The organism is Terriglobus saanensis SP1PR4, from assembly GCF_000179915.2.
Classification (GTDB): domain Bacteria; phylum Acidobacteriota; class Terriglobia; order Terriglobales; family Acidobacteriaceae; genus Terriglobus; species Terriglobus saanensis.
The window spans coordinates 1684735-1705415 of the sequence record NC_014963.1 but is presented as its reverse complement, the minus strand read 5'-3'; the positions used below and the strand labels follow the sequence as shown (position 1 = coordinate 1705415).

21 protein-coding genes are annotated in these 20681 nt (G+C 56.5%); 8 read left to right on the top strand and 13 right to left on the bottom strand.

The annotated features are described in order from the left end of the window. The first annotated feature begins 123 nt into the window (after positions 1-123). Positions 124-1164 carry a hypothetical protein gene (locus tag ACIPR4_RS07095; RefSeq protein ID WP_013567978.1) on the top strand — a complete coding sequence of 347 codons (1041 nt, stop codon included), beginning with the start codon at positions 124-126 and terminating at the stop codon, positions 1162-1164. A 22-nt stretch (positions 1165-1186) separates the two neighbouring features. On the opposite strand, the gene ACIPR4_RS07090 is transcribed toward ACIPR4_RS07095, so the two are convergent. The 4 genes from ACIPR4_RS07090 to lnt all read right to left on the bottom strand — a co-directional run bounded on the left by ACIPR4_RS07090 (position 1187) and on the right by lnt (position 4880). After that, positions 1187-1594: a CoA-binding protein gene (locus tag ACIPR4_RS07090; RefSeq protein WP_013567977.1), complete on the bottom strand. Its 408-nt coding sequence runs from the start codon at positions 1592-1594 to the stop codon at positions 1187-1189. A 3-nt stretch (positions 1595-1597) separates the two neighbouring features. Next, entirely contained in the window at positions 1598-2098 is a 501-nt protein-coding gene (locus ACIPR4_RS07085) for a DinB family protein (protein ID WP_013567976.1), read from the bottom strand. A 27-nt stretch (positions 2099-2125) separates the two neighbouring features. Beyond that, positions 2126-3254, bottom strand: a protein-coding gene (prfB, locus tag ACIPR4_RS07080; RefSeq protein ID WP_013567975.1) for a peptide chain release factor 2 whose coding sequence is annotated in 2 segments (ribosomal slippage) — positions 2126-3184 and positions 3186-3254 — 1128 coding nt in all. Because the reading frame shifts where the segments join, the coding sequence is not laid out codon by codon here. Positions 3255-3263: 9 nt separating this feature from the next. Next, complete coding sequence (gene lnt, locus ACIPR4_RS07075; RefSeq protein ID WP_013567974.1) at positions 3264-4880, bottom strand: apolipoprotein N-acyltransferase; 1617 nt, start codon at positions 4878-4880, stop codon at positions 3264-3266. A gap of 43 nt (positions 4881-4923) precedes the next feature. On the opposite strand from lnt, the gene ACIPR4_RS22690 reads away from it, so the two are divergent. The 3 genes from ACIPR4_RS22690 (at position 4924) to ACIPR4_RS07065 (ending at position 7928) form a co-directional block, all read left to right on the top strand. After that, entirely contained in the window at positions 4924-5082 is a 159-nt protein-coding gene (locus ACIPR4_RS22690) for a hypothetical protein (protein ID WP_013567973.1), read from the top strand. 105 nt (positions 5083-5187) lie between these two features. Further along, a complete protein-coding gene (locus ACIPR4_RS07070) occupies positions 5188-7569 on the top strand; it encodes an APC family permease (protein WP_013567972.1) in 2382 nt (793 codons plus the stop codon). Between the two features lie 86 nt (positions 7570-7655). Next, positions 7656-7928: a hypothetical protein gene (locus ACIPR4_RS07065; protein WP_013567971.1), complete on the top strand. Its 273-nt coding sequence runs from the start codon at positions 7656-7658 to the stop codon at positions 7926-7928. Positions 7929-7970: 42 nt separating this feature from the next. Here the strand turns inward: ACIPR4_RS07065 and ACIPR4_RS07060 are convergent, their stop codons facing one another. Further along, entirely contained in the window at positions 7971-8600 is a 630-nt protein-coding gene (locus tag ACIPR4_RS07060; protein WP_013567970.1) for a class I SAM-dependent methyltransferase, read from the bottom strand. 166 nt (positions 8601-8766) lie between these two features. Here ACIPR4_RS07060 and ACIPR4_RS07055 point away from each other — a divergent pair, with 166 nt between their 5' ends. Continuing rightward, on the top strand, positions 8767-9609 hold the full coding sequence (locus tag ACIPR4_RS07055; RefSeq protein ID WP_013567969.1) for a hypothetical protein: 843 nt from the start codon (positions 8767-8769) through the stop codon (positions 9607-9609). Position 9610: 1 nt separating this feature from the next. Here the strand turns inward: ACIPR4_RS07055 and menC are convergent, their stop codons facing one another. The 3 genes from menC to mazG are packed head-to-tail and all read right to left on the bottom strand — an operon-like array spanning position 9611 to position 12347. Beyond that, a complete protein-coding gene (menC, locus tag ACIPR4_RS07050) occupies positions 9611-10732 on the bottom strand; it encodes an o-succinylbenzoate synthase (protein WP_013567968.1) in 1122 nt (373 codons plus the stop codon). A 23-nt stretch (positions 10733-10755) separates the two neighbouring features. After that, a complete protein-coding gene (locus tag ACIPR4_RS07045; RefSeq protein ID WP_013567967.1) occupies positions 10756-11529 on the bottom strand; it encodes a GNAT family N-acetyltransferase in 774 nt (257 codons plus the stop codon). Beyond that, a complete protein-coding gene (gene mazG, locus ACIPR4_RS07040; protein ID WP_013567966.1) occupies positions 11526-12347 on the bottom strand; it encodes a nucleoside triphosphate pyrophosphohydrolase in 822 nt (273 codons plus the stop codon). The genes ACIPR4_RS07045 and mazG overlap by 4 nt, the downstream gene beginning before the upstream one ends. A 68-nt stretch (positions 12348-12415) precedes the next feature. Between mazG and ACIPR4_RS07035 the strand changes: the two genes are divergently transcribed. Next, a complete protein-coding gene (locus ACIPR4_RS07035; protein WP_144312343.1) occupies positions 12416-12619 on the top strand; it encodes a DUF3311 domain-containing protein in 204 nt (67 codons plus the stop codon). Here the strand turns inward: ACIPR4_RS07035 and ACIPR4_RS07030 are convergent. The 4 genes from ACIPR4_RS07030 to ACIPR4_RS07015 are packed head-to-tail and all read right to left on the bottom strand — an operon-like array spanning position 12616 to position 16317. After that, positions 12616-13155, bottom strand: coding sequence for a urocanate hydratase family protein (locus ACIPR4_RS07030; RefSeq protein WP_013567964.1), 540 nt, complete (start codon positions 13153-13155; stop codon positions 12616-12618). The genes ACIPR4_RS07035 and ACIPR4_RS07030 overlap by 4 nt on opposite strands. Then, a complete protein-coding gene (locus ACIPR4_RS07025; protein WP_013567963.1) occupies positions 13149-13553 on the bottom strand; it encodes a type II secretion system protein in 405 nt (134 codons plus the stop codon). Before ACIPR4_RS07025 ends, ACIPR4_RS07030 begins: the two co-directional genes overlap by 7 nt. Then, a complete protein-coding gene (locus ACIPR4_RS07020) occupies positions 13547-14017 on the bottom strand; it encodes a type II secretion system protein (protein ID WP_013567962.1) in 471 nt (156 codons plus the stop codon). The genes ACIPR4_RS07025 and ACIPR4_RS07020 overlap by 7 nt, the downstream gene beginning before the upstream one ends. Positions 14018-14019: 2 nt before the next feature. Continuing rightward, positions 14020-16317 (bottom strand): cohesin domain-containing protein, encoded by a 2298-nt coding sequence (locus tag ACIPR4_RS07015; protein ID WP_342612434.1) that lies wholly within the window; start codon positions 16315-16317, stop codon positions 14020-14022. A 236-nt stretch (positions 16318-16553) separates the two neighbouring features. Here ACIPR4_RS07015 and smpB point away from each other — a divergent pair, with 236 nt between their 5' ends. Further along, positions 16554-17084, top strand: a complete 531-nt coding sequence (gene smpB, locus ACIPR4_RS07010; RefSeq protein WP_013567960.1) for an SsrA-binding protein SmpB — start codon at positions 16554-16556, stop codon at positions 17082-17084. A gap of 41 nt (positions 17085-17125) precedes the next feature. Continuing rightward, positions 17126-18676 (top strand): leucyl aminopeptidase, encoded by a 1551-nt coding sequence (locus ACIPR4_RS07005; protein ID WP_041585966.1) that lies wholly within the window; start codon positions 17126-17128, stop codon positions 18674-18676. A gap of 17 nt (positions 18677-18693) precedes the next feature. Here ACIPR4_RS07005 and ACIPR4_RS07000 read toward each other — a convergent pair whose 3' ends face one another. Next, entirely contained in the window at positions 18694-20679 is a 1986-nt protein-coding gene (locus ACIPR4_RS07000) for an arginine--tRNA ligase (protein WP_013567958.1), read from the bottom strand. Between the last annotated feature and the right edge of the window lie 2 nt (positions 20680-20681).

Genomic DNA, 20681 nt, shown 5'->3' with positions numbered 1-20681 from the left:
GACTTTTGAACCCATTTGTAATTTTGTTGTTTCTCTTCAGCAAACTCCAAGGAATACCTCTTTCGAGGTTTTACACGTCCCCCCTCCTGGAGTAGCTTCCAGGGAATAGGAGTTGGAACAAAAGTGAGCGAAGTTAAGCGACAAGTGCATTTAGTAGGCAGCCTGGGTCTTTCGGATACAGAAACGGTTTTCAGAACGATAGCAAGCATTCTTGGCCCATATTGTCCGCGCATCCCTGATGGTGAGAGCGGGGAACGTCAACAATGGATTACATGGCAACACGCCACGTTCAATTCAAATCCTGACATGGAGATGGCGCATGACGACGTCAACTCGACCGGTCTCCCGGGAAAAGTGACGCCGCAGTTCTACCAGGTGCGCCCTTCTATCGATCCGACTACGGTGCGCTTTGGTCTCCTGGGTTATGCCGAAGTAGCACTTGAGTCGTTTGAGATCTTCAGAAAGCTCTCCAGCGAGGGAGTCATTTCACCAAATACACGCTTCCAGGTTTCTCTGCCAACGCCCGTGGCGCTTCTTAGCTACTTCGTCGTGCCGGAGCAGAGGCTGGTTCTAGAGACGGCGATAGAAACCGCGATGCTGAAAGAAGTCGAGCAGATCCAGAAAGCGATTCCGGCCCAGCAACTTGCTCTTCAGTGGGACGCTACCTTTGAAGTCCTTGGTGCGGCAGGCGGTCCGCAGCTCCCTTATCCAGACGCAATAGAAGGTTCTCTCCGCCGCCTTGGACATCTCAACAGTTTTGTGAAACCGGAAGTACAGCTCGGCATCCATCTCTGTTACGGAGATCTCGGTCATAAGCATATTGTGGAGCCTGTCGATCTCGCCATCGCTGTAGCCTTTGCGAATGGTTTCTCGGAGACCGGGCGCAGGATCGACTTCATCCACATGCCGGTTCCTGCAAACCGAAGGGACGATACTTACTTCAGGCCCCTCGCAGATTGGAAGCTTCCCGCGTGTACCCGTCTCATCCTTGGATTAATTCACTATTCGGATGGCCTGGAAGGGTCGAGAAGGCGCATCGAGGTCGCTACGCGTCATGCTCAAGAGTTTGATCTGAGCACAGAATGCGGCTTTGGCAGGCGAGACCCTTCAACGATACCGGCGCTGCTGGAGATCCATCGAAAACTTGCCGCCAACGAAAACTAAACGCGGTTATTTCCGATCGCTTCTAGAGAGCAGATGCCAGTCGAGCGTGTTCCACCATAATGCAGTGGTCCATCACCACACCGATCCCTGCAGACTCCGCGCGCTCTGCGGCTTCCAGATGGACGATGCCCAGCTGGACCCACAGATGTTTCAGATCGAGCGCGATCATCTCGTCCACGATGCCGGGGATTGCCTTGGGCAGGCGGAAGACGTTGACGATATCCGGGCGCTCCGGAAGATCGGCGAGCGAGGCGTAGCTGGTCTCTCCGAGTACGGTCTGGACGGCGGGGTTGACCGGAAAGATACGGTAGCCCGCCTGCTGCATGACCCGCGAGACACCGTGGCTGGCCTTCCCCGGATTGTCGGAGAGCCCCACCACGGCGATCGTCTTGCCGCGCAGCATTTCGAGCATGAGTGCCGGTTCGTTCATGGCTTACTTCTTCCACGCGCCGAGCAGGCGACGGATGACGATGAGTTCACCGAGGTGATAGGCGGTGTGGTCGGCGAGAAGAAGAGCCTCCCGAAGAAGGTTCTTGCTGCCATCCCAGGAGAAAGGTTCAGTCAGATCTTCGTTTTTCACCAGCGCCTCAAACGCCTTCAGGTCATGGCTGAACGCCGAAATGCTCTGTTTCCAGACGTCCTCGGAGGTCGGAACTGCCGTTTTCGGCCAGTAGTCCTTGGGCCAATCGAGTTCCTTGTAGTTCCCTTCCTGGTTCGTACTGAAATCTAGGATGTCACGCTGGGTGATACGCAGGTGTTCCAGAATCTGCCAGGGGGAGTACGGTAACCCTTCCGGCGTTTTGCCGCGCAGGTCAGCGGGAAGGTCTCTGATCGCGTCCTCGAAGGTTGCGTGCGCCTGTCCGCCTTTGAGCAGGGCGAGGAGCTGTTTCCGCAGTTCCGAGGTCAGGTCCGGGGTGGAGGTAGTCGTAGCCATCAGGATTCAGATGCGCCTCCGGCGCGTTTAGATTTCATCATCCTCGACCGGGGCAGGAATATGACCATCGCGCCGCATCCGGAGGAAGCCCCGAATGAAGGGTTCGAGGTCGCCATCCAGAACGCGGTCCACATCGCCGACTTCAACGCGGGTGCGAAGGTCCTTTGCCATGCGGTAGGGCTGAAGAACATAGGAACGAATCTGCGAGCCGAAGTTGATTTCGAGCTTGGAGTCTTCCAGTTTGCGCGAGATCGCCTTCTTCTTGTCCAGCTCGAACTCGTAGAGACGCGAGCGGAGCATCTTCATCGCCTTGTCCTTGTTTTTGTGCTGCGAGCGCTCATTCTGGCAACCGGCGACGATGCCGGTGGGGAGATGCGTGATCCGGACGGCGGAATCCGTCGTATTAACGTGCTGACCGCCTTTTCCGCCGGAACGGTAGGTGTCGATGCGGAGATCGTCGGGCTTGATGTCGATGACGATAGAGTCGTCGATCTCAGGCGAAACAAAAACGGAGGAGAACGAGGTGTGCCGCCGCTTCGCGGAGTCGAAAGGAGAGATGCGCACCAGGCGATGGACGCCTGTTTCTCCTGAAAGCAGACCGTAGGCGAAGTCGCCGGTGATGGTAAAAGTCGCGGACTTGATGCCCGCTTCATCGCCGTCCTGAATTTCGTTGATCTCCGTCTTGAACCCCTGGCGTTCACCCCAGCGGAGGTACATCCGCATAAGCATCTCGGCCCAGTCCTGGCTCTCCGTTCCGCCCGCGCCGGGATGCACGGTCACGATGGCGTTCAGGGGATCGGTCTCTTCGGAGAGCATGGTGCGGGATTCAAGCTTTTCGATCGCTTGCTCGATGGACGCGATCTCACGCGCGAGTTCCGGCTCGACATTTTCGCCCTCGCGTCCGAGTTCGAAGTAGGCATCGATGTCCCCGCTGCGACGTTCAAGATCCGCGTCGTCGCTGAGGAGACCTTCGAGGCGTTTACGCTCGCGCATCAGTGGCTGAGAACGCGCGGGATCTGCCCAGATGGCTGGGTCAGAGCTCTGTTCTTCAATGCGGGCGAGGTCTTTCTTCAGGCGGGTGGAGTCAAAGATACTCCCGCAGATCGCGCACGCGGGCACGAACCGGGGAGTAGGCGTATTCCAGATCACTCAACATAAGTTCATTCTACAAAGAACGCTGTGAACTACGCTTGCCGAGTTGATAGCGCTCGACCATGGCCCAGGCAAAGAGGGCGGTTGTGATCAGAGCGCAGAGGTAGGCGAAGAGGTCTCCGTAGCGCGTATAAAAGGTAGTTTCGTGCTCGTAATCGAAGTGCACGATCGCGGCAGTCTGGGTGTGGCGCGGCACGCGTTCGATAATGCGGCCGAAGGGATCGATGGAAGCCGTAATCCCCGTATTGGTGTCGCGAAGAACCCATCTGCGGTTTTCGATGGCACGCATCTGCGCCATGGCGATGTGCTGGAAGGGCGCGCTGGTGTCTCCGTACCAACCGTCGTTGGAGAGATTTACAAAGACCTCTGCGCCATTGCGCGCAAACTCGCGCACTTCGTCGCCAAAAACAGACTCGTAACAGATAAAGACGCCGTACGCGTGACCGCCTGCGTAGAAGTCGCTGCGTGACTTCCCTCGGTTGAAGTTACCGACCTCCTGTGTGAGGCCTCCAGCAAAGCTGAAGACCTGCTCGAAGGGGACAAATTCCCCAAACGGAACGAGATGAACCTTGTCATAGCGTCCGACGTATCCGGAATCAGGGTCGATAAGAGCTGCGGAGTTGTAGATCTCATGACCAGTGGAGACAGGATCTCGCCCGATAGTGCCCGCGATCACCGGGGCTCCGGTACGGCTGGCCAGCAGGAGCCACGCCTCGCGAAGATTCGGGTCATCTGTTTCAAAAGGAGCGGGAGATTCCGGCCAGAGCGTCACCGCACGTTGCGTCTGCGCGGCGGTCCGCGTGGGATGGAGACTGAGATTCATGGCGTCCTGTAGCACTGCTGCACCTGAGGAAGGCGAGGCGAGCGCCCCGACATCGAGATTGGGCTGCAACAGGACGGCCGTCTCGGTTCCCTGCTGTGGCGGAGGTGCGCCAAGGCCCATTCGTCCTCCGACCTCCAAAACCACCACCATCGCCAGGCCGACGCAGAGGGATTGCACCCGAAGTTTTTTATTCTTAAAGATCCATGCCGAACAGAACTCCACGTTGGCCAGCATGATGACGTAACTGAGTGCATAGACGCCGCCTACGGGCGCAAGGGCGGTCAAAAGGCTGTTCTGCACCTGGACCCCGCCGAGAAGATCCCACGGAAATCCTGTCACCCTGGCGCGAGCCAGTTCCACGGCAACCCAAAGAAACGGTGCAGCGATCAGGACGACGCTGCGGTGCAGCGACTTGCAGGCGCGCAGCAGGCCGACCAAAGTGGCAAAGAGAGCGTGATACAGCCCCAGGTAGAGACAAAACAGGACCATGATGCCGAAACTGGCGAGAACAGACAGACCTCCGTAAAGGTGCATCGTGCTCAAAATCCAATAACAGTTACCGAGATACCAAAGGAAGCCGCAGAAGTACCCGAGCAGTGCAAAATCACGGATGCGAAGAGGTTCCCCGGAGCCACTATTTCCCATAAGCGCCAGCAGAAAAGGAACCATGGCGACCCAGCACAGGGCGGCCCTCCATGGAGGAACAGGCCCGGAGAGAGGAAAAATAATGACTTGCAAAAACGCCGAAGATGAAGCGAGCAGCCAGGCGCGGGCTGGAATGGAGTGCATACGGCGGGAGTCTAACACTCTCGTTACCTCCGGACCGGGCGATCAGGAGTAAGATAAACCTGTGCTTGACCTTTTGATGCCTCTTATCGCGCATATCCTGGTGCCCCTGTTCCTCGTGGGCATGGCTGGTTCTGCTGTCGTCTGCGTGGTGACTACGTTTCTGGACATCCAGCAGTTTGCTTCCGACGACATTGCCGAACCGACACGAGACAGCCTGTAGTTTTGTGGTTTGACGCTGAAGCAATTACGGCATAGACTCATCGCTGGGCGTCCATTGCAAACACCCATTTCCACAGGGTTTTAGCTTGAGATTGCCACCGACCTGATGTCAAAACGTATCCCTGTCCCGACTCAACCGAACCGCGTACGCCTTGTAGTTGCGTCTTCGGTGATGCTCACCTTCATTTCCTTCTGGCGCGCCGCCGCAATCGTTCTCAACGATCTGGGCTCCTCTGCTTTCTATGCGGGGGGAATCGCGGAGGAAGCAGTCGGCAAAGCGGCTCCATGGTTCATCCTGGGCGTTGTCCTCTTCGCATACTCTGTCCGAGCTCTCTATGTTGAGAGCTGCTCCATGTACACAAGGGGCGGCGTTTACAGGATTGTGAAAGAAGCACTTGGCGGCACCTTTGCCAAGATCAGTGTCTCCGCCCTGATGTTCGACTACGTTCTGACTGGACCGATCTCGGGTGTATCCGCGGGACAATATGTTATCGGCCTCATCAATGAGGTAATCGGAATTGGTGCCCACCATCCCTCACTGGCCCGCATCCTGGTCAGCAACTCCGGTGTGGTGCATCAGTTCGACGTCAATTACGCCTCTGCCGGTATTGCAATTGTCATCACCTGTTACTTCTGGTGGCAGAACATCAAAGGCATCGAAGAATCCAGCGAGAAAGCCCTGAGCATTATGAAGATCACCACCGTCATGGTGGTGATTCTGCTTACCTGGGGTATTTATTCGGCAATTCATCAGGGTGCGCATCTACCGCCCGCGCCCATTCCGGCCAATCTGCACTTCTCCGACTCTGCGCTTGGTTTCCTGAAGGGAACGAAGTTCGCGCAGATGCTCGGTCTCTTCGGCATCCTGATGGCGTTCGGTCACTCCGTTCTCGCAATGAGCGGCGAAGAGTCTCTCGCCCAGGTCAATCGAGAGATTGAACATCCGAAGCTGAAAAACCTCAAACGCGCCGCTTTCGTCATTGCGATCTACAGCGCTGTGTTTACGGGCATCGGTTCCCTGCTTGCCGTCATGTTGATCCCGGATAGCGTCCGGGTAAGTGTCTATCGCGATAACTTGATCGCGGGCACGGCGATGTATATGGTGGGACCGCTGGCTCTGCGTATCGCCTTCCGTGTCTTTGTCGTAATCGTCGGCTTCCTCATCCTCGGCGGCGCGGTTAATACAGCCATCGTTGGATCGACCGGCGTCCTGATGCGCGTCGCGGAAGATGGTGTTCTTACAGATTGGTTCCGCAAGCCTCAGAAGCGTTTCGGTACGAGCTACCGCATTGTGAATCTGGTGGCGTGTATTCAGTTACTCGTGATTGTGGTCACACGCGGTAACGTGATTCTGATCGGCGAAGCGTATGCCTTCGGAGTCATCTGGAGTTTTACCTTCAATGCCCTCGCGATGCTGGTTTTGCGTTGGAAGTTCCAGGGCGAACGTGGATCGAAGGTTCCACTCAACCTGAAGATCGGGAAGACAGAAATTCCCTTCGGTCTGATGTCTGTCTTTTTAGTTCTGCTTACCGTTGCCATCGTGAACTTGTTTACTAAGTCCGTCGCAACAGTAAGTGGCATTCTTTTTGCAGTGGTCTTCTTCATCATCTTTTCGATCTCCGAGCGCGAGAACAAGCGACGCCATAAAGCGACGGAAAGACAGATGAAGGAACACTTCCAACTGGAGCATAGCGAAGAAGTAGGTCGGTCGGACCTCGATATTCGCGCGGGCGGTGTTCTGGTAACGATGCGCGACGCTTCCACACCACATGCTCTCAAATGGGCGCTGGCCCGTACGGATACGGACGATCAGGATCTAGTGGTGCTAGCTGCCCGCATGATGGGTGCTGGCGGTCCGGAGTATGTCGATGCCTCCGAGCAATTATTCAGCGAGCACGAGCAGATGCTCTTCACAAAGGCTGTTTCCGTAGCTGAGAGTTTTGGCAAACATATTTCTCTGCTTGTGGTTCCAGCGGGCGATATCTTTGCGGCCATTGTTCGCATGGCTAACTCGCTCGATGTCGCTGCGGTGGTTTCGGGACTTTCGACGAAGCTCACGGCGCAGGAGCAGGCCTACCACGTCGGCCAGGCATGGGAAACTCTTCCCGAGCCGAAACGCCAGTTCACCTTTTATGTTGTGCCCTCCTCCGGAGATGCGGAGAGCTTCCATATTGGCCCGCATGCGCCCACGATTCCTGCGAGCGACGTACAGCTGGTCCACCGTCTCTGGCTGAATCTGCGCCTGGATCCGGGGATGCATCACCTGCATCACTCCGACATTGTGACCTATGCCCTGACGCGCATGGCGACGGAATTCACCGCGGACAAGCAGGAAACACTTACGCTCTTACGGCAGAGCATTGAAGAGACGAACCGGAAACGTGGTCTCGGATCCGTGCAACGATTTGAACGCGGTGAGGATGTACGTCCCGGATATTCCATCCGTACACCCAAGTCTGCGACCCCATCTTCAGAAAAAACCCGGTAACTCGGGTTTTATTTCTGTGCCTATATGGGATTTTAATGCTTTACATGAATTACACTCGCATGTAATTACCCAGGAGGGATGTTGTTATGGAAGTAAGTCGTATATTGATTGAGATCGACGCACAGATATCTAAATTGCAGCAGGCACGTGCGTTGTTGACGAGTACGTCTGTTACCGCAACAGCCCCAGCAAAGCGTGGTCCGGGCCGTCCCAAGGGCACAGTTACCGTAGCCGCCCCTACCCCGAAAAAAGCCGCCAAGAAGGCAGGCAAGCGTAACCTCAGCCCCGATGCCCGCAAGAGAATTGCGGATGCGCAGAAGCGCCGCTGGGCAGAACGCCGGAAGCAAAAAGCTGCCTAACGCGAAAGATTAGATGGGCCGATTTGATCGGCCCATCTGCATTTAACGTGTGACTAAAACTTCGCGAAGATTGTCCTTTGCCAGGAAGAATTTATACGCTGTAAAGCTGGCGAATAAATTTTCGATCTGCCGCGTCGTAAGAATGGTTTGCAACGAATACGATCCTGCCTTTTGCATATCAACCTGGTCATCTTCGCGTAGATGAAATCGGCTGAATTCCCCTTCGGGCTTTACAGGGAAAAATCCCAGAAGACGACCGCCGGGAGCCATGACGGAGCAGATTCTCTCAACTACCGGCCCCACTAGATGAGATGGCAGATAGGCGACGGTGTCCCAGAGAAGTACGACATCGAAGTTTCGCTCGCCGAACTCCAGATTCTCTTTAAGAAAATTTTCCGTATCAAATGCAGGTTGTTCAAATAATTGCGACTGTAACGTCCATTTCGGATCGGCTGCCTCGTCGATCAGTCCCACGGTATAAATGCTGTGGCCGAGGCTGGTCACAAAATTAATATTGGTGGATGACGTGGCCCCGAAGTCGAGAATCCGCAGGCCTTCCTGCTGCTTGAGTTCCTTGAGGAGCTGTGTCCAACCGCTGGAGTGACGCGGCACCTTGGCAGCGATTCCTGTGCGCCTCTGCTCCTTGGCTTCTTTCGTTCCGAAAAGACCCATCGACCACCTTATGCAAAGCTTGTGAAAGTTGCCTTCAAGCGTGAGTGTAGCCAACCCTACTCTCGCAGGCAAACGAGACCTTTCGATCCACATCTGAGTCTTAAGCTTAGACTGCAAAAGGTAGAGATCCAAAGCGGGGCTGCTCGCGTGCAGGACCGGGAGAAATATGAACTGGAAGCATTACTGGGCGGGGACTCTCTTGGCGGCAGTCTCTCTCTTTTCTGTGGCGCAGCCGAAGCAGGACGAACTGCCGCCCGAAGTCGCCTCGGACATCGTGCGCAAACAATTGGAGATCGTCAATCGAAGCGATACAAGTCTTCGTTATCTCGTCCACAAGAGCGACAATCACGGCACCGTGGTGCGTGACGTAATTGAGACACCGAACGGAAGCGTCGGTAGATTGATCTCCCGCGAAGGAAAGCCGCTGACGGCTGAAGAAGATAAAGCTGAGCGCGACCGTCTCACCGCTTCACTAGGGTCCGCCTCTGAATTACGAAAGAAGCGCAAGCAGGAAGTTTCCAGCAGAACGCTGACGACGGAGCTCGTTTCGGTGTTGCCTCAGGCGATGCTTTTCACGCTTCATCCCGGACAGCCACAGCTCCCCAATATTATTTCTCCCCAGATCGTTTATGACTTTAGTCCGAACCCTGCATTCCATCCTGCGTCGACCGCTCAGCAGGCACTTACAGGCCTGCAAGGTATTTTGTGGGTCGACCATTCTGACCATCATGTCATCCGCATGGAAGGAACGATCATTCGCAATACGAATTTCGCCTGGGGCTTGATCGCTCGAATCTATGCGGGCGGGCATCTGGAGTTCGAACAAGCGCCTTACGCTCCGGGCAAGTACGCTTATTCGAAACTCGTAATGAATCTATCGCTGCGTGAGTTGATGGTCAAAACCATTCAGGTCAAGTCCAGTATGGAGGCGAGCGATTTTCTGATGCTCCCCTCCACGCTTTCTCTGGATGATGCCATTCACATATTGCTCGACGAACCACGACGCTGATTTATTCTGCGAACTGGCTCGTGACGCGTTCCGTTCTTACGGAAAGAGCGTCAATCCTCTCCGGCTTGACCTCATATCCACGGCCCACCGACGTCGGAACTTTGATCTCTCCCGTGGCGCTCACCGTGACCACAGGTTCGATGATGTCTTCCTTCCAATAACGCTTGGAGGCGGAGACATCTCCGGGTAGTGTGAAGCCAGGGAGGCTGGAGAGCGCGACGTTCTGTGCGCGACCAATACCGGATTCCAGCATGCCTCCACACCAGACGGGGATGTTATGTTGCAGGCAAATATCATGCACGGCGATTGCTTCCGTGAAACCACCTACACGACCTACCTTGATGTTGATGATGCGGCCGCTGCCCAGTTCAATGGCGGCCTGCGCGTCACGACGGTTGCGAATGCACTCGTCCAGACAGATGGCCGTTTTGAGGCGCTTCTGCAACGTGGCATGGAAGTAGAAGTCGTCATACCAGAGGGGCTGCTCGATCATCAGCAGGTTGAACTGGTCCCAGCTTGCGATATGCTCCGCATCGGAGAGGCGATACGCCGAGTTGGCGTCGCAGCTGAGGAGGATATCCGGCCAACGCTCGCGCACCGCAGCGAATACGTGCGCATCCCAACCCGGCTTGCACTTCAGCTTGATCCGTTGATAGCCGGCGGAAACCTCAGTTTCAACCTTCGCGAGCTGCTTTTCCAAGGTGCCCTGAATTCCAATGGACACACCGCACGCGATCTTGTCGCGAGTTCCACCGAGAAGTGACGCCAGAGAAACCTTCTTGAGTTGCGATTCGAGTTCCCACACAGCGTTCTCGAGAGCAGCCTTGGCCATACGATGGCCGCGTACCTGTTTCAAAAGCGCTGGAACATCGCGGCCACACTTGATCTCTGTTCCAATCAGACGCGGCGCGAGTTCGGTGCGCGTGATGTGCCAGGCAGTGTCGATCATCTCATCGGAGAAGTATGGATGTTCGCCTGCGACACACTCGCCCCAGGCGGTAAGTCCCTCGGCCTGCAGCTCGACCAAAAGAATCCTGCGTTCGGTAGTCTGTCCAAAGCTGGTCTCAAACGGATGCTCCAAAGGCATCTGGACCTCGCGCATCACAATCGCATCAATTTTCATTCGTCGTCTCCATAGAACTCTTTTTAGTACTGCAGATCTTCGTTCCATCGAGCAATGCGGAAATGCCCCCCGCCGTCGGGATCACGGTCATACCCCACCACGGAAAGCCCCTCGGAAAAGGCTTTTTTTAGAGCATCCCGGTTTCGCGTCTGGGTTTCGCGCGCTTGATCGCGTCCAGCCTCCGAAGCCTTCCACGCGTAGATCTCTGCGGGCACGGTTACGATTTCATCGGCCTCCTGCAAAACAGACTGACCTGCCAAAGCACCCTCCACACGCTTCGAGCGTAACCACCACTCCGCGTACAAGCGATCTGTCGGAAGTCCGCCCTGCAGGGGCGAGGAGGAGGGGCCGTAGAAGTCATCCTTATACCTGCGGCTGATCGCTCCGAGCCGCGTGATGTTTAGATACGCATTCTTAATCTCCAGAGGATCGAAGGTCCACTCAATCAGGTCGAAGCCGCGCGCCAGCGCTTCTTCGCGCTGCGCCAGCTTGAGGCGTCGTCCGATCCCGTAATTTCTGTACTCAGGAAGCACGCCCAACATGTGCGAGTGAAGATAGGCATGCCCATTGCGATAGCCTGGGAGGCCCACAGTGAAGCCGATCATCATATCGTCATCGAAGGCCCCCAGAACCTGGCCTCCGATGCGCTCTGCCACAAGGAACACACGCCGCGGAATCAGGTCGCCCTCAGAATAGTTCCAGATGGCGAGCTGCAGTTCGACGCATCGGTCAAAGCTGGCTAGGTCATGCAGTGGCCTGATCTCGATCTGTTTCTCAGCATTCTTTTCCTGGTTCATACTTCTTTTCCCCGTTCCTCTTGCTTGGCCCGAAGCCAAAGCTCTTCCATCTCGCTCGTCGGGAGCAGAGCTAGCGCCTCCGGCCCTCCCGCAAAGTGCTCCATTGCCGCAAACCGTCTGCGGAACTTAGCGTTTGATCCACGCAGGGCGTCCTCCGGAGAGACCTTGAGATGCCGCGCGAGATTCACCGCCACGAAGAGCAGATCGCCAAACTCATCGGCGATGGCTTCCTGGTTGCGAGGGTCGGCGTCAACCTCTGCTCTCAGTTCGTCGCGCTCCTCATCCAGTTTGGTAAATAGCTCCGAAGCATGCTGCCAGTCGAAACCAATTTTGGAGGCGCGCGAACCGATCTTTGCCGCCTCAAGCAGAGCGGGCATCGTGCGCGGAATATCATCCAGGCGACCACCTGCGCGGTCTTTCTTCTCTGTGGCTTTGACCTTCTCCCAGGTGCGAAGAACGGCAGCAGAATCTTCCGCCTGCGCGTCGCCGAAAACATGGGGATGGCGGCGAACGAGCTTTGCATTGAGATTCTCTAAGACATCCTGGATACCGAAGTGTCCCGCTTCCTCGGCCATCTGCGAATAAAAGAGCACCTGCAGGATAAGATCTCCAAGTTCGTCTTTGAGATCAGGCCAGGCGCGCCGCTCGATCGCATCGAAAACCTCGTAGGTCTCTTCGAGCGTGTAGGGTTTGATGGAATCGAAGGTCTGTTCGCGGTCCCAGGGACATCCGTCCGGCCCCCGCAACCGGCGCATGATCGCAACGGCACGATCGAAGTTTGCCTGTTCTGCTTCCGCTTTTTTGGTGGTTTCCGCCATCTACCTTCATGGTATCCGAAGGTCTTGCAGCGCAGCCAACACACTCACGGTTTGCTATGCTGCAAGATATGGCGTCCAAGCACGAATCTCGATGGAATCCGTGGCTGCTTCTGCTGGTGCTTCCTTTCGTGGGATTATGCTTTCCGCAGCTCTACAATCGCGAGACGCCTACCCTCTGGGGCATTCCATTTTTCTACGCGTATCAGTTTGTATGGGTCTTTCTGGCTACCCTCTTGCTGGGTATCGTCTACTTCAAGACAAAAGAGTCTTAGGCCGTCCAGTACGAACGCTTTAAGTCGCGCGGGAAGAACTTCGGCGCGGCAGTCAACCAACGTGCTTGTACAGGATCTGCCGTCTGTAAGAGGTCCGCGTCGAATGCACGCCGCTCGTTCAGATTTGCGGCAACAAAGCTCAATATCTCGAATCCAGATTCGGTCAGCGGCGTCCGCTCCGCATCGAAGTCAGGAACTACACCTCGTTCGCGAATCTCTTGCATTAAAAGCGCATCTTCACCCACTAGGCCCACGCTCAATGCCACTCCCTTGCGTACCTCGTTTTTCATCGTTCGCAGCGCCTCATCAAGTGTGCTGACGACAAAGTCGCAGCAGCCTGCACGCAGGGCTGCACGCGCACGCTCGGGATCGCCTTCGATGGCAAGGGTTACGGCCCCTGCCATAGTCGCGGCCATCGCGATGGCCGCACCCTTCTCATCCAAAGCATGAACCAGAACGATCTTGCCTGCCCAGTTTGTTTGCACGGCGCAGATCGCTACAAAAGCGCGCAGCACCGAAGCCTGGTCTACTACCATGACGAGTAGATAGAGCCATCGGTCGCGAGCCCTCCGGCACCGCTGCGGACGTTGTTCATGCCGCCGCTTTCGGTCTGGTCGACGCTGCTGTACGAGTCGCTCTGTTCCGTGACCCAGGTATCCGCTCGATTGGTCAGCGGGTCGGTAGGAAGCGTCTTCATGTAGCCGGTCTGCACCAGATCGTCAAGCGACTGCGGTGCCTTCTGCTTGTCCACGGTGTACTGATCGATGGCTTGCCGCATGACGTGGAGATCTTCGCGCAAAACGGCTTCCTTCGCACGCTTGATCTGCGTCAGATACGCAGGAATCGCAATCGCCGCCAGAACGCCGATGATGATCATCACCACCATGAGTTCCAGCAGAGTGAAGCCCGCCTCGGATTTGCGTCGCTTTACCATGTCGAGTACTTCGTCCCGTCTAACGCTGTTCCCTGGCTGTGGGAGTGGACGTCGAAGACATTCTCTCCACTCCAACTATCTGAATCTGGATCGTCCTTCATGGCGCGCAGACTCCAGTCGGCCTGCCCCGTCATTGGATCAATCGGAATCGCCCGCAAAAACTTTACCTTCTTGAGTTGCACATCCACACCGTCCACAAGAGTTTGAAGATCGGGAGGATAGTTATAGCTGTCTGCCTTCGTCTGAAATGCTCCCCGTTCGGCCGCGTCCTTGTAATGGTCGATCGCGTCGCGCATGCGCCATAGATCTGCGCGAAGCTCCTTTTCCTTCTGACGCTTCAACTGCCAGCGTGACACTGGAACCGCCGCCGTCGCCAGGATCGCCAGGATCGTGACGACGACGATCAGTTCGACGAGCGTCAGGCCGGCTTCGCGGTTCCTGATCGAATTGGGTTGCCCTTTCATAACTACTTCACATGCACCACAGCCTGCGATCCGACCGCAGGGAGATTCCCCTGACCGCTGTTCTTCGCTCCCACTTTGGTCAGGGCCACGTTCGAGTCACCCGAGGTCATCGCCTTGAAGGTGAGCACCGCAACCGATCCCTGGCCATTGACACCCTTCACACCGGGTGGACGCGACGCGGAGATCGTGACCACGCCATTACCTTCATCACGATGCACCACTGCCACGGCTTGCCCATCACGTCCCATCAATTCCCCCGAATCCACGTTCACAAGCTGGAGGACCTGTGGATTGAACTGCACCTGTAACGGGACAGAGTACAGATCGTTCGCATTATTCGCGACGACGGCCAGCTGGAAGGTACTACCGACGGCTTGCACACCAGTGGCCGGTGTCACCGTAAAGTTGACCGGCGCACCGCTCCCTGTGGCGTTCTTCGCAACTATGGCGTCATTCGCGGCTTTCTGCGCCGCATTCGCGGCATCCGCGGCGCTTCCGGGATTAGCTCCGATCAGCGCGGCTGCGGCCGCAGAGGCTGTCATGGGCGGAACAGTTGGTCGCACGGGTGTCGACACATCTGCGCTCACAGGGGCAACAACGACCTCACGTCGCAACTCGATGCCCTGGCCCGTTCCCGTATCAATGGGTCGGGTATTCATTCTGGTCAGAACGGACTCACGCACAATATGCGGCACAAGGACAAAGACGATCTCGGTACTTGCACGATCGCGAGTTTTATTGGAAAAGATTCTTCCGAGTAGAGGAATCTGACTCAAGCCTGGCGTTCCACCAAGGCTGTCTGATTCAGTCTTGGTAAGAATGCCAGAAAGAATAGAAGGCTCACCTTCTTTTAGTTGAATCACCTGCTCGCTGATGCGCTGTCCGATGACCGGTTCCACCACGCCTGAAATCGTCTCATCGTTCGCATGGGTCGAAACCTCAATTTTCATTTTGAGGCTGATCTCATGATTCTGATGGACAGTAGGTGTCAAGTCGATCTGGACGCCGATATCAATATATTGAAACTGCGTCTGTACGCCAACGCTGGCAACACCCGTGGACACACCGGAGTTATACGACCCCGTGGCTACCGGAATCCTCTGTCCAATCTTCAACTGCGCGCGCTGACCATCGGTCGATCGGAGCCGAGGATTCTGTAGAACGCGTGTGTCACTGTCCGACAAGGTGGCCGCCAGCGCAGCGGAACCGATGGAAACGGCAAAATTTGTTCCGTTGAGATGAGCGAGATTATTCAGCGTGAGACTTGTCGTCGTTGTAGTGGTCGTCGTTGTACTTGTCGTCGTGGTCGCATTGGAGGTCTGCGGAGTAATGCTGAAACTTCCCGGCAGTTGAATTCCCAGATTGGTCATGTGATCTTTGTTTACTTCCAACACCGCGACATCCACCACCACTTCGGCCTTGGCACGATCAAGGTTATTCATCAACTCCTGCGCGAGAAGGAGTTGGTCCGGCGTAGCGCGCATCACAATCGCATTTTGGCTCGGAACCAGGAAGACTTTAACATTCTGGTCCATGACGTTCCGAAGGGCCGTCAGCACTTCGTTCGCATCGTTCTGCTGTGCGGCATTGGTGAGATAAAAGGTCTGCACCGCCATGGTGTCCAGATCGGTGCGCTTGGTTCTTGTGTTCTGCGCAACAAAGATTGTATTTCCCGTAACGGGCTTCCAGAAGGTGCCAGACATTACACCGACGATGCGCAGCGCATCGGAAAGGCCGACGTTATTCAGATCTACTTGGATTCTTTTGGAGGTGTAGTCCGGATCGAAGATGACATTCAGACCCGCCAGCTTTCCAATCGCCTGATAAATATTCTTTGTATCTTCAACGCTGTGCAGGGTGATCGGATCGGTCGAAACAGGCTGCAGTTCAATCGGCCCGGCGGAGATTGAGGACGGCGCGGCAGGAATGACAGCCGGTGCGTCCAAAGCCGTGGGCGTCGAGGAGATCTGCTGCTGCGTGATGACGATTTCCTGTTGCGCCGCTTGGTTTCCGCCATCAATGGCGATTGCCCGCTGGAACTCTGCTAACGCAGCATTCACATCACCGTTCTGCCGCAGGACACGTCCGCGATCCACATGAGCGGCAGCCGCCTGGAAGCGCATGCGCTCAAAGTGGGTTTTATAATTAAGGTCGCCCGGCTTCAGCAGCCGCGCCTGACGATAAGCCTCAAAAGCGGCATCGTAGTCTTCGCGTTGCTCCGCCGCCAGACCGCGCTTGTTCCAGGTGGATGCCGACTGCGCCTTCGCGCTCTGCGACAGGACGCAGAAGATGCCTGCCAAAAAAATGATCCCGAGAAAAAAGTTTCTACGCCGGCGATCCATCGTGCCTCTGTTCAAAATACCCACCCGCTCTGCACGCCATCCAGATCTCACGTTGTAAACGCAAGCAAAACGTACATTTAATCCATTTTTTTGCCTGCTGGGACCTACCAAGTATACCATCTGGCCTATCGCTCCCCACCCGCCCGGAATGGACCCGAGAGCATCGTTTCCATCGTGCTAGCATCAGATTCTCCATGGCCCGTCCCACCGCCATTCCGACAACCTCCGCGCCCCCCAGAAAGACAGGTCCGCGCGACCCCATTGCCGTTGGCGACCGGGATGCTGCCATCAATCGTTCGGCCAGTCATAACTACTTTCTCCTGGATAAATTCGAATGCGGTGTTGCCTTGCAGGGCACCGAGGTCAAATCCATTCGTGAAGGCAAAGCCAACCTCAAGGACGCCTACGGCCTCCTGAAGGACGGCGAGGCTTTTCTTCTGAACGCGCACATTGGACCTTTCTCTCATGGCAACCTGATGAATCACGACGCCACACGCACGCGCCGTCTCCTTCTTCATAAACAGGAGTTGCGCAAGCTTGAGGTTAAGACGAACCAGAAGGGATTTACTCTCATCCCAACTCGTCTTTATTTTCGTGGCGGAAAGGTCAAATGCGAACTCGCCCTCGCCAAGGGTAAACAGGACTGGGACAAGCGTGAGTCCGAACGGAAACGGGAAGTAGATAAAGAAACGCGCTCCGCCATCGCACGCAGTCAGAGAGCTTAAAGCAATAGCCCAGCCGCGTGGGAGGAAGTACCATGAAAAGGATGATTACCCGGATCGCTTTTCAGGACGCCGCCACGTTTGCCTCCCCCCTGCTGACCGTCTTCGCCGTCGATATTGCCATTGGTAAAGACGCAACGCCGCTTCCGACCCTGCTCACCACCTCCGACACGATCAGCGATGCCGCCGCCGCCTTCCTGACCGGAGGCGAGTTCAAGGCTTCGGCTGGGGAAACACTCCTGCTCCATGCCCCCTCCGGCCTCAAATGTGAACGCCTGTTAATCGTAGGCCTTGGCAAGTCCAAGCTTCTTTCGCCGAATCAGGTGCGCATCGGCGCCGGAACGGCCATCCGTACGGCAAAGCTGAAGAGCATCCGGAACTGCGCGATCGCCTTCCCCGAAGACCGCTCCCTCTCCGACGAGGCGCTCGAAGATCTTCCCTGCTCCCTGACGACCCGCGCGCTCGTCGAAGGCGCTTATATCGCGGACTTCGATCCGGACACCTACAGCACGGACCGCAAAGACAAGAGCATGGATGTGCTTTCTGTCGTCTCGTCTACCCCGGAGCGAAGCACTCAGTTGGAGATTCAGGAGGGCTTTGCTGAAGGAAACATCCTCGGTACATCCATCGCCTTTACCCAGGCTCTTGTAAACGAACCTGGAAACGTCCTCACGCCGACCGTCCTCGGAGAACGTGCGCTGGCCATGTGTACAGAGTTCGGCATCCAGTGCAAGGTCTACAGCACTGCCAAACTGAAAGAACTTGGCATGGGTGCCTTCCTCGGCGTGACCCAGGGCTCCGCGGAACCCCCTGCCCTCATCGTGATGACCTACGAACCCGCCAAGCCTCCTGCAGACGGCACCCCTGTCTTCGGTCTCGTCGGCAAAGGCATTACCTTCGACACCGGCGGCATTTCGATCAAGGGCGCCGACGGTATGGAGAAGATGAAGTACGACATGGCTGGAGCAGCGGCCATGATCGGCGCCATGCGCGCCATCGCTCAGCTGAAGCCCGCTGCGCGCGTGATCTCCGTAGTCTGTTCCGCCGAAAATATGCCCAGCGGCACGGCCTACAAACCGGGCGACGTGCTCACCGCCATGTCCGGCAAGACCATCGAAGTCATGAACACGGATGCGGAGGGACGCCTCGTCCTCGCCGACGGTCTGCACTATGCGAAACAACTTGGAGCCACCCAGCTCATCGACGCCGCCACACTGACCGGCGCGTGCGTGGTAGCGCTTGGGGTCAACAACTCGGGCCTCTTTTCCAACGACGAGGCGACCTGCGAGGCCTTTCAGACGGCGATGCGCCGTGCAGGAGAATCCTTCTGGCGGCTTCCCTGCACCGACGACTACAAGGAGTACATCAAGTCGTCCATCGCCGACATCATGAACACAGGGATGAATCGCTGGGGCGGAGCCATATCAGGCGCAATGTTCCTCAAGGAGTTCGTCGGCGATACTCCCTGGATCCACCTCGACATTGCAGGCATGGCCTGGGTAGAAAACCAGCGCTCGTACATCGCCAAAGGACCTTCAGGCGTAGCGGTGCGCAGTATTGTGGAATGGGTCCACGAACTTACACCGAAGCCGTAGACCTAAACCACCACAAGCTACATAAACGAGGGCGCGTCCATCCCCATAAATCGAAGTGCCCGGATCATCTCACGCCGCGCAACCGCAGCGGTGGCCAACAGGACGGTCTTGCGAGCGAGATCTGTCTCGGATAACACTTGATGCCGGTGATAGAAGTTGTTGAAGGCCTGGGCCAACTGAAACGCATACCGTGCCAGTAAGGCTGGCTCAGCCGCCACGATGGCCGCTTCGATCACCGTCGTCAGGCGGGACGCCATTAGCCAAATCTCCCACACGCTATTGTTTTCATCGCCGTCGATCTGTGCTGCGACATCGACATCAGCCAAAACGTCCAGCGACGCATCCTGCTCCACTCCGGCCTTGCGCAGAATATTACCCGCACGCACGATGGCGTACTGTACGTAAGGTCCGGTTTCGCCTTCAAAGCTCAAGGCATCCCGCAGATCGAACGCGATGACCGTATTCCGTGTGAACTTCAACATGAAATAACGCAGTGCGCCGACAGCGATCTGCGTTGCCGCAGTTTCGCGTTCGACAGGATCGCGATCTGGATGCCGCTTATCCACTTCAGCCTTCGCCGCCTCGATGAGTCGATCCAGCAGGTCATCCGCCTTCACACCAAAGCCTTTGCGTCCGCTGACTTCGAGATACGGCTTGGCGCGGTCTTCTTCGCTCACTTCATATCCAAGATCGATCGCGCAGCGCGGCGTCAGCGCCACCATGGCGTAGTTCAAATGCGTGTAACGATTCGCGGCGTCTTCATAGCCCATGCCACGCAGTGCTTCCATCACATTGGCCTGCGGATCATTCTGCCGTGAGTCGATCACATTGTAGATCCAGTCCGCTTTGCCAAAGGTGGGATGCGGGTTTTCTCCATGCACCGTCGAGATCCAGCAGGTATGCGTGGGGTACTCGTGGAACTTCGCGTAGCCAAAATCCTTCCCTGGAAGAAGACCGAACTTCCAGAGATGATAGGCGATATCCTTGCCGACGTACGTCACCGTACCGTTGGAACGGACGATCACCTTGGCGTCGTCGTCTGTGCCTTCGGTCTGCTCCGTTCCCGGACGCCGCATCACCCAGCAGCCCTTGTTCTTACCCTCGGTCTCTTCATAGAGAACGCCCTTTTCGATCATGAGGGCACGTGCCGCGTCCCAGAAGTGCAGGTGCAGGATCTCGCTCTCGCGCGGAAGAAAGTCGTACTCGATATCCAATCGCTGCATCGTCTCGAGGTGCCGTTCGATGACGGCAGTCGCAACAATGTCCGCGATGATCGCTGTATCGTTTCCGCCCTCTTCGATCAAGTGCAGCGTCGCCAGACGAAGCTCCTTGCGTGCGCCAATGTCCGCCGGATCCTCCGTGTACCAGCGAGAAACGCGCGCGTACAGGTCCCAGAGGTAGTAGTCGATGCGCTGCCCTTTTGCCTTGAGATCTATGAGCAGAGAGCGCACATCCGCCAGAGACTTTCCTTCCAGATGCGTCAGACCCACCACCACATCGGCCACCTGAACGCCGGTGTTGTCGATGTAGTTCTGAACACCCACGCCATAGCCGTTCTTGAAGTCGTCCTTCCGCAGCAGGCGTTGGAAGGTATCTCCAAGAATCGCGTTGCGCAGGTGACCGACGTGCGCCGCCTTATTGGGATTGATGCTGGTATGCTCCACCAACCGAAATCCCAATCCGCCGACGTCGGCATGCTGGCCTACGGCCATCGCGCGCACGAGAGACGCACGGTCGAACTTCAAATTGAGATAGCCCGCACCCGCGATGTCTACCGAGGCGATGCCTTCGACACCGCGCATCTCGTCGGCAAGCTCCTGCGCAATCACGCGCGGCGCCTTCTTCAAACGCTTTGCCAGCTCAAACGCCACAGGCAAAGCGACCTCACCCAGTTCCGTCTTGGGCGGCTGCTCCGCCGCGATCTGCGCGAGCGTCACGCCGTACTTCGTCTCCAATACGGTAACCAGATGGGTCAGGATCTTTTGTTGCTGTGTGCGATACATGG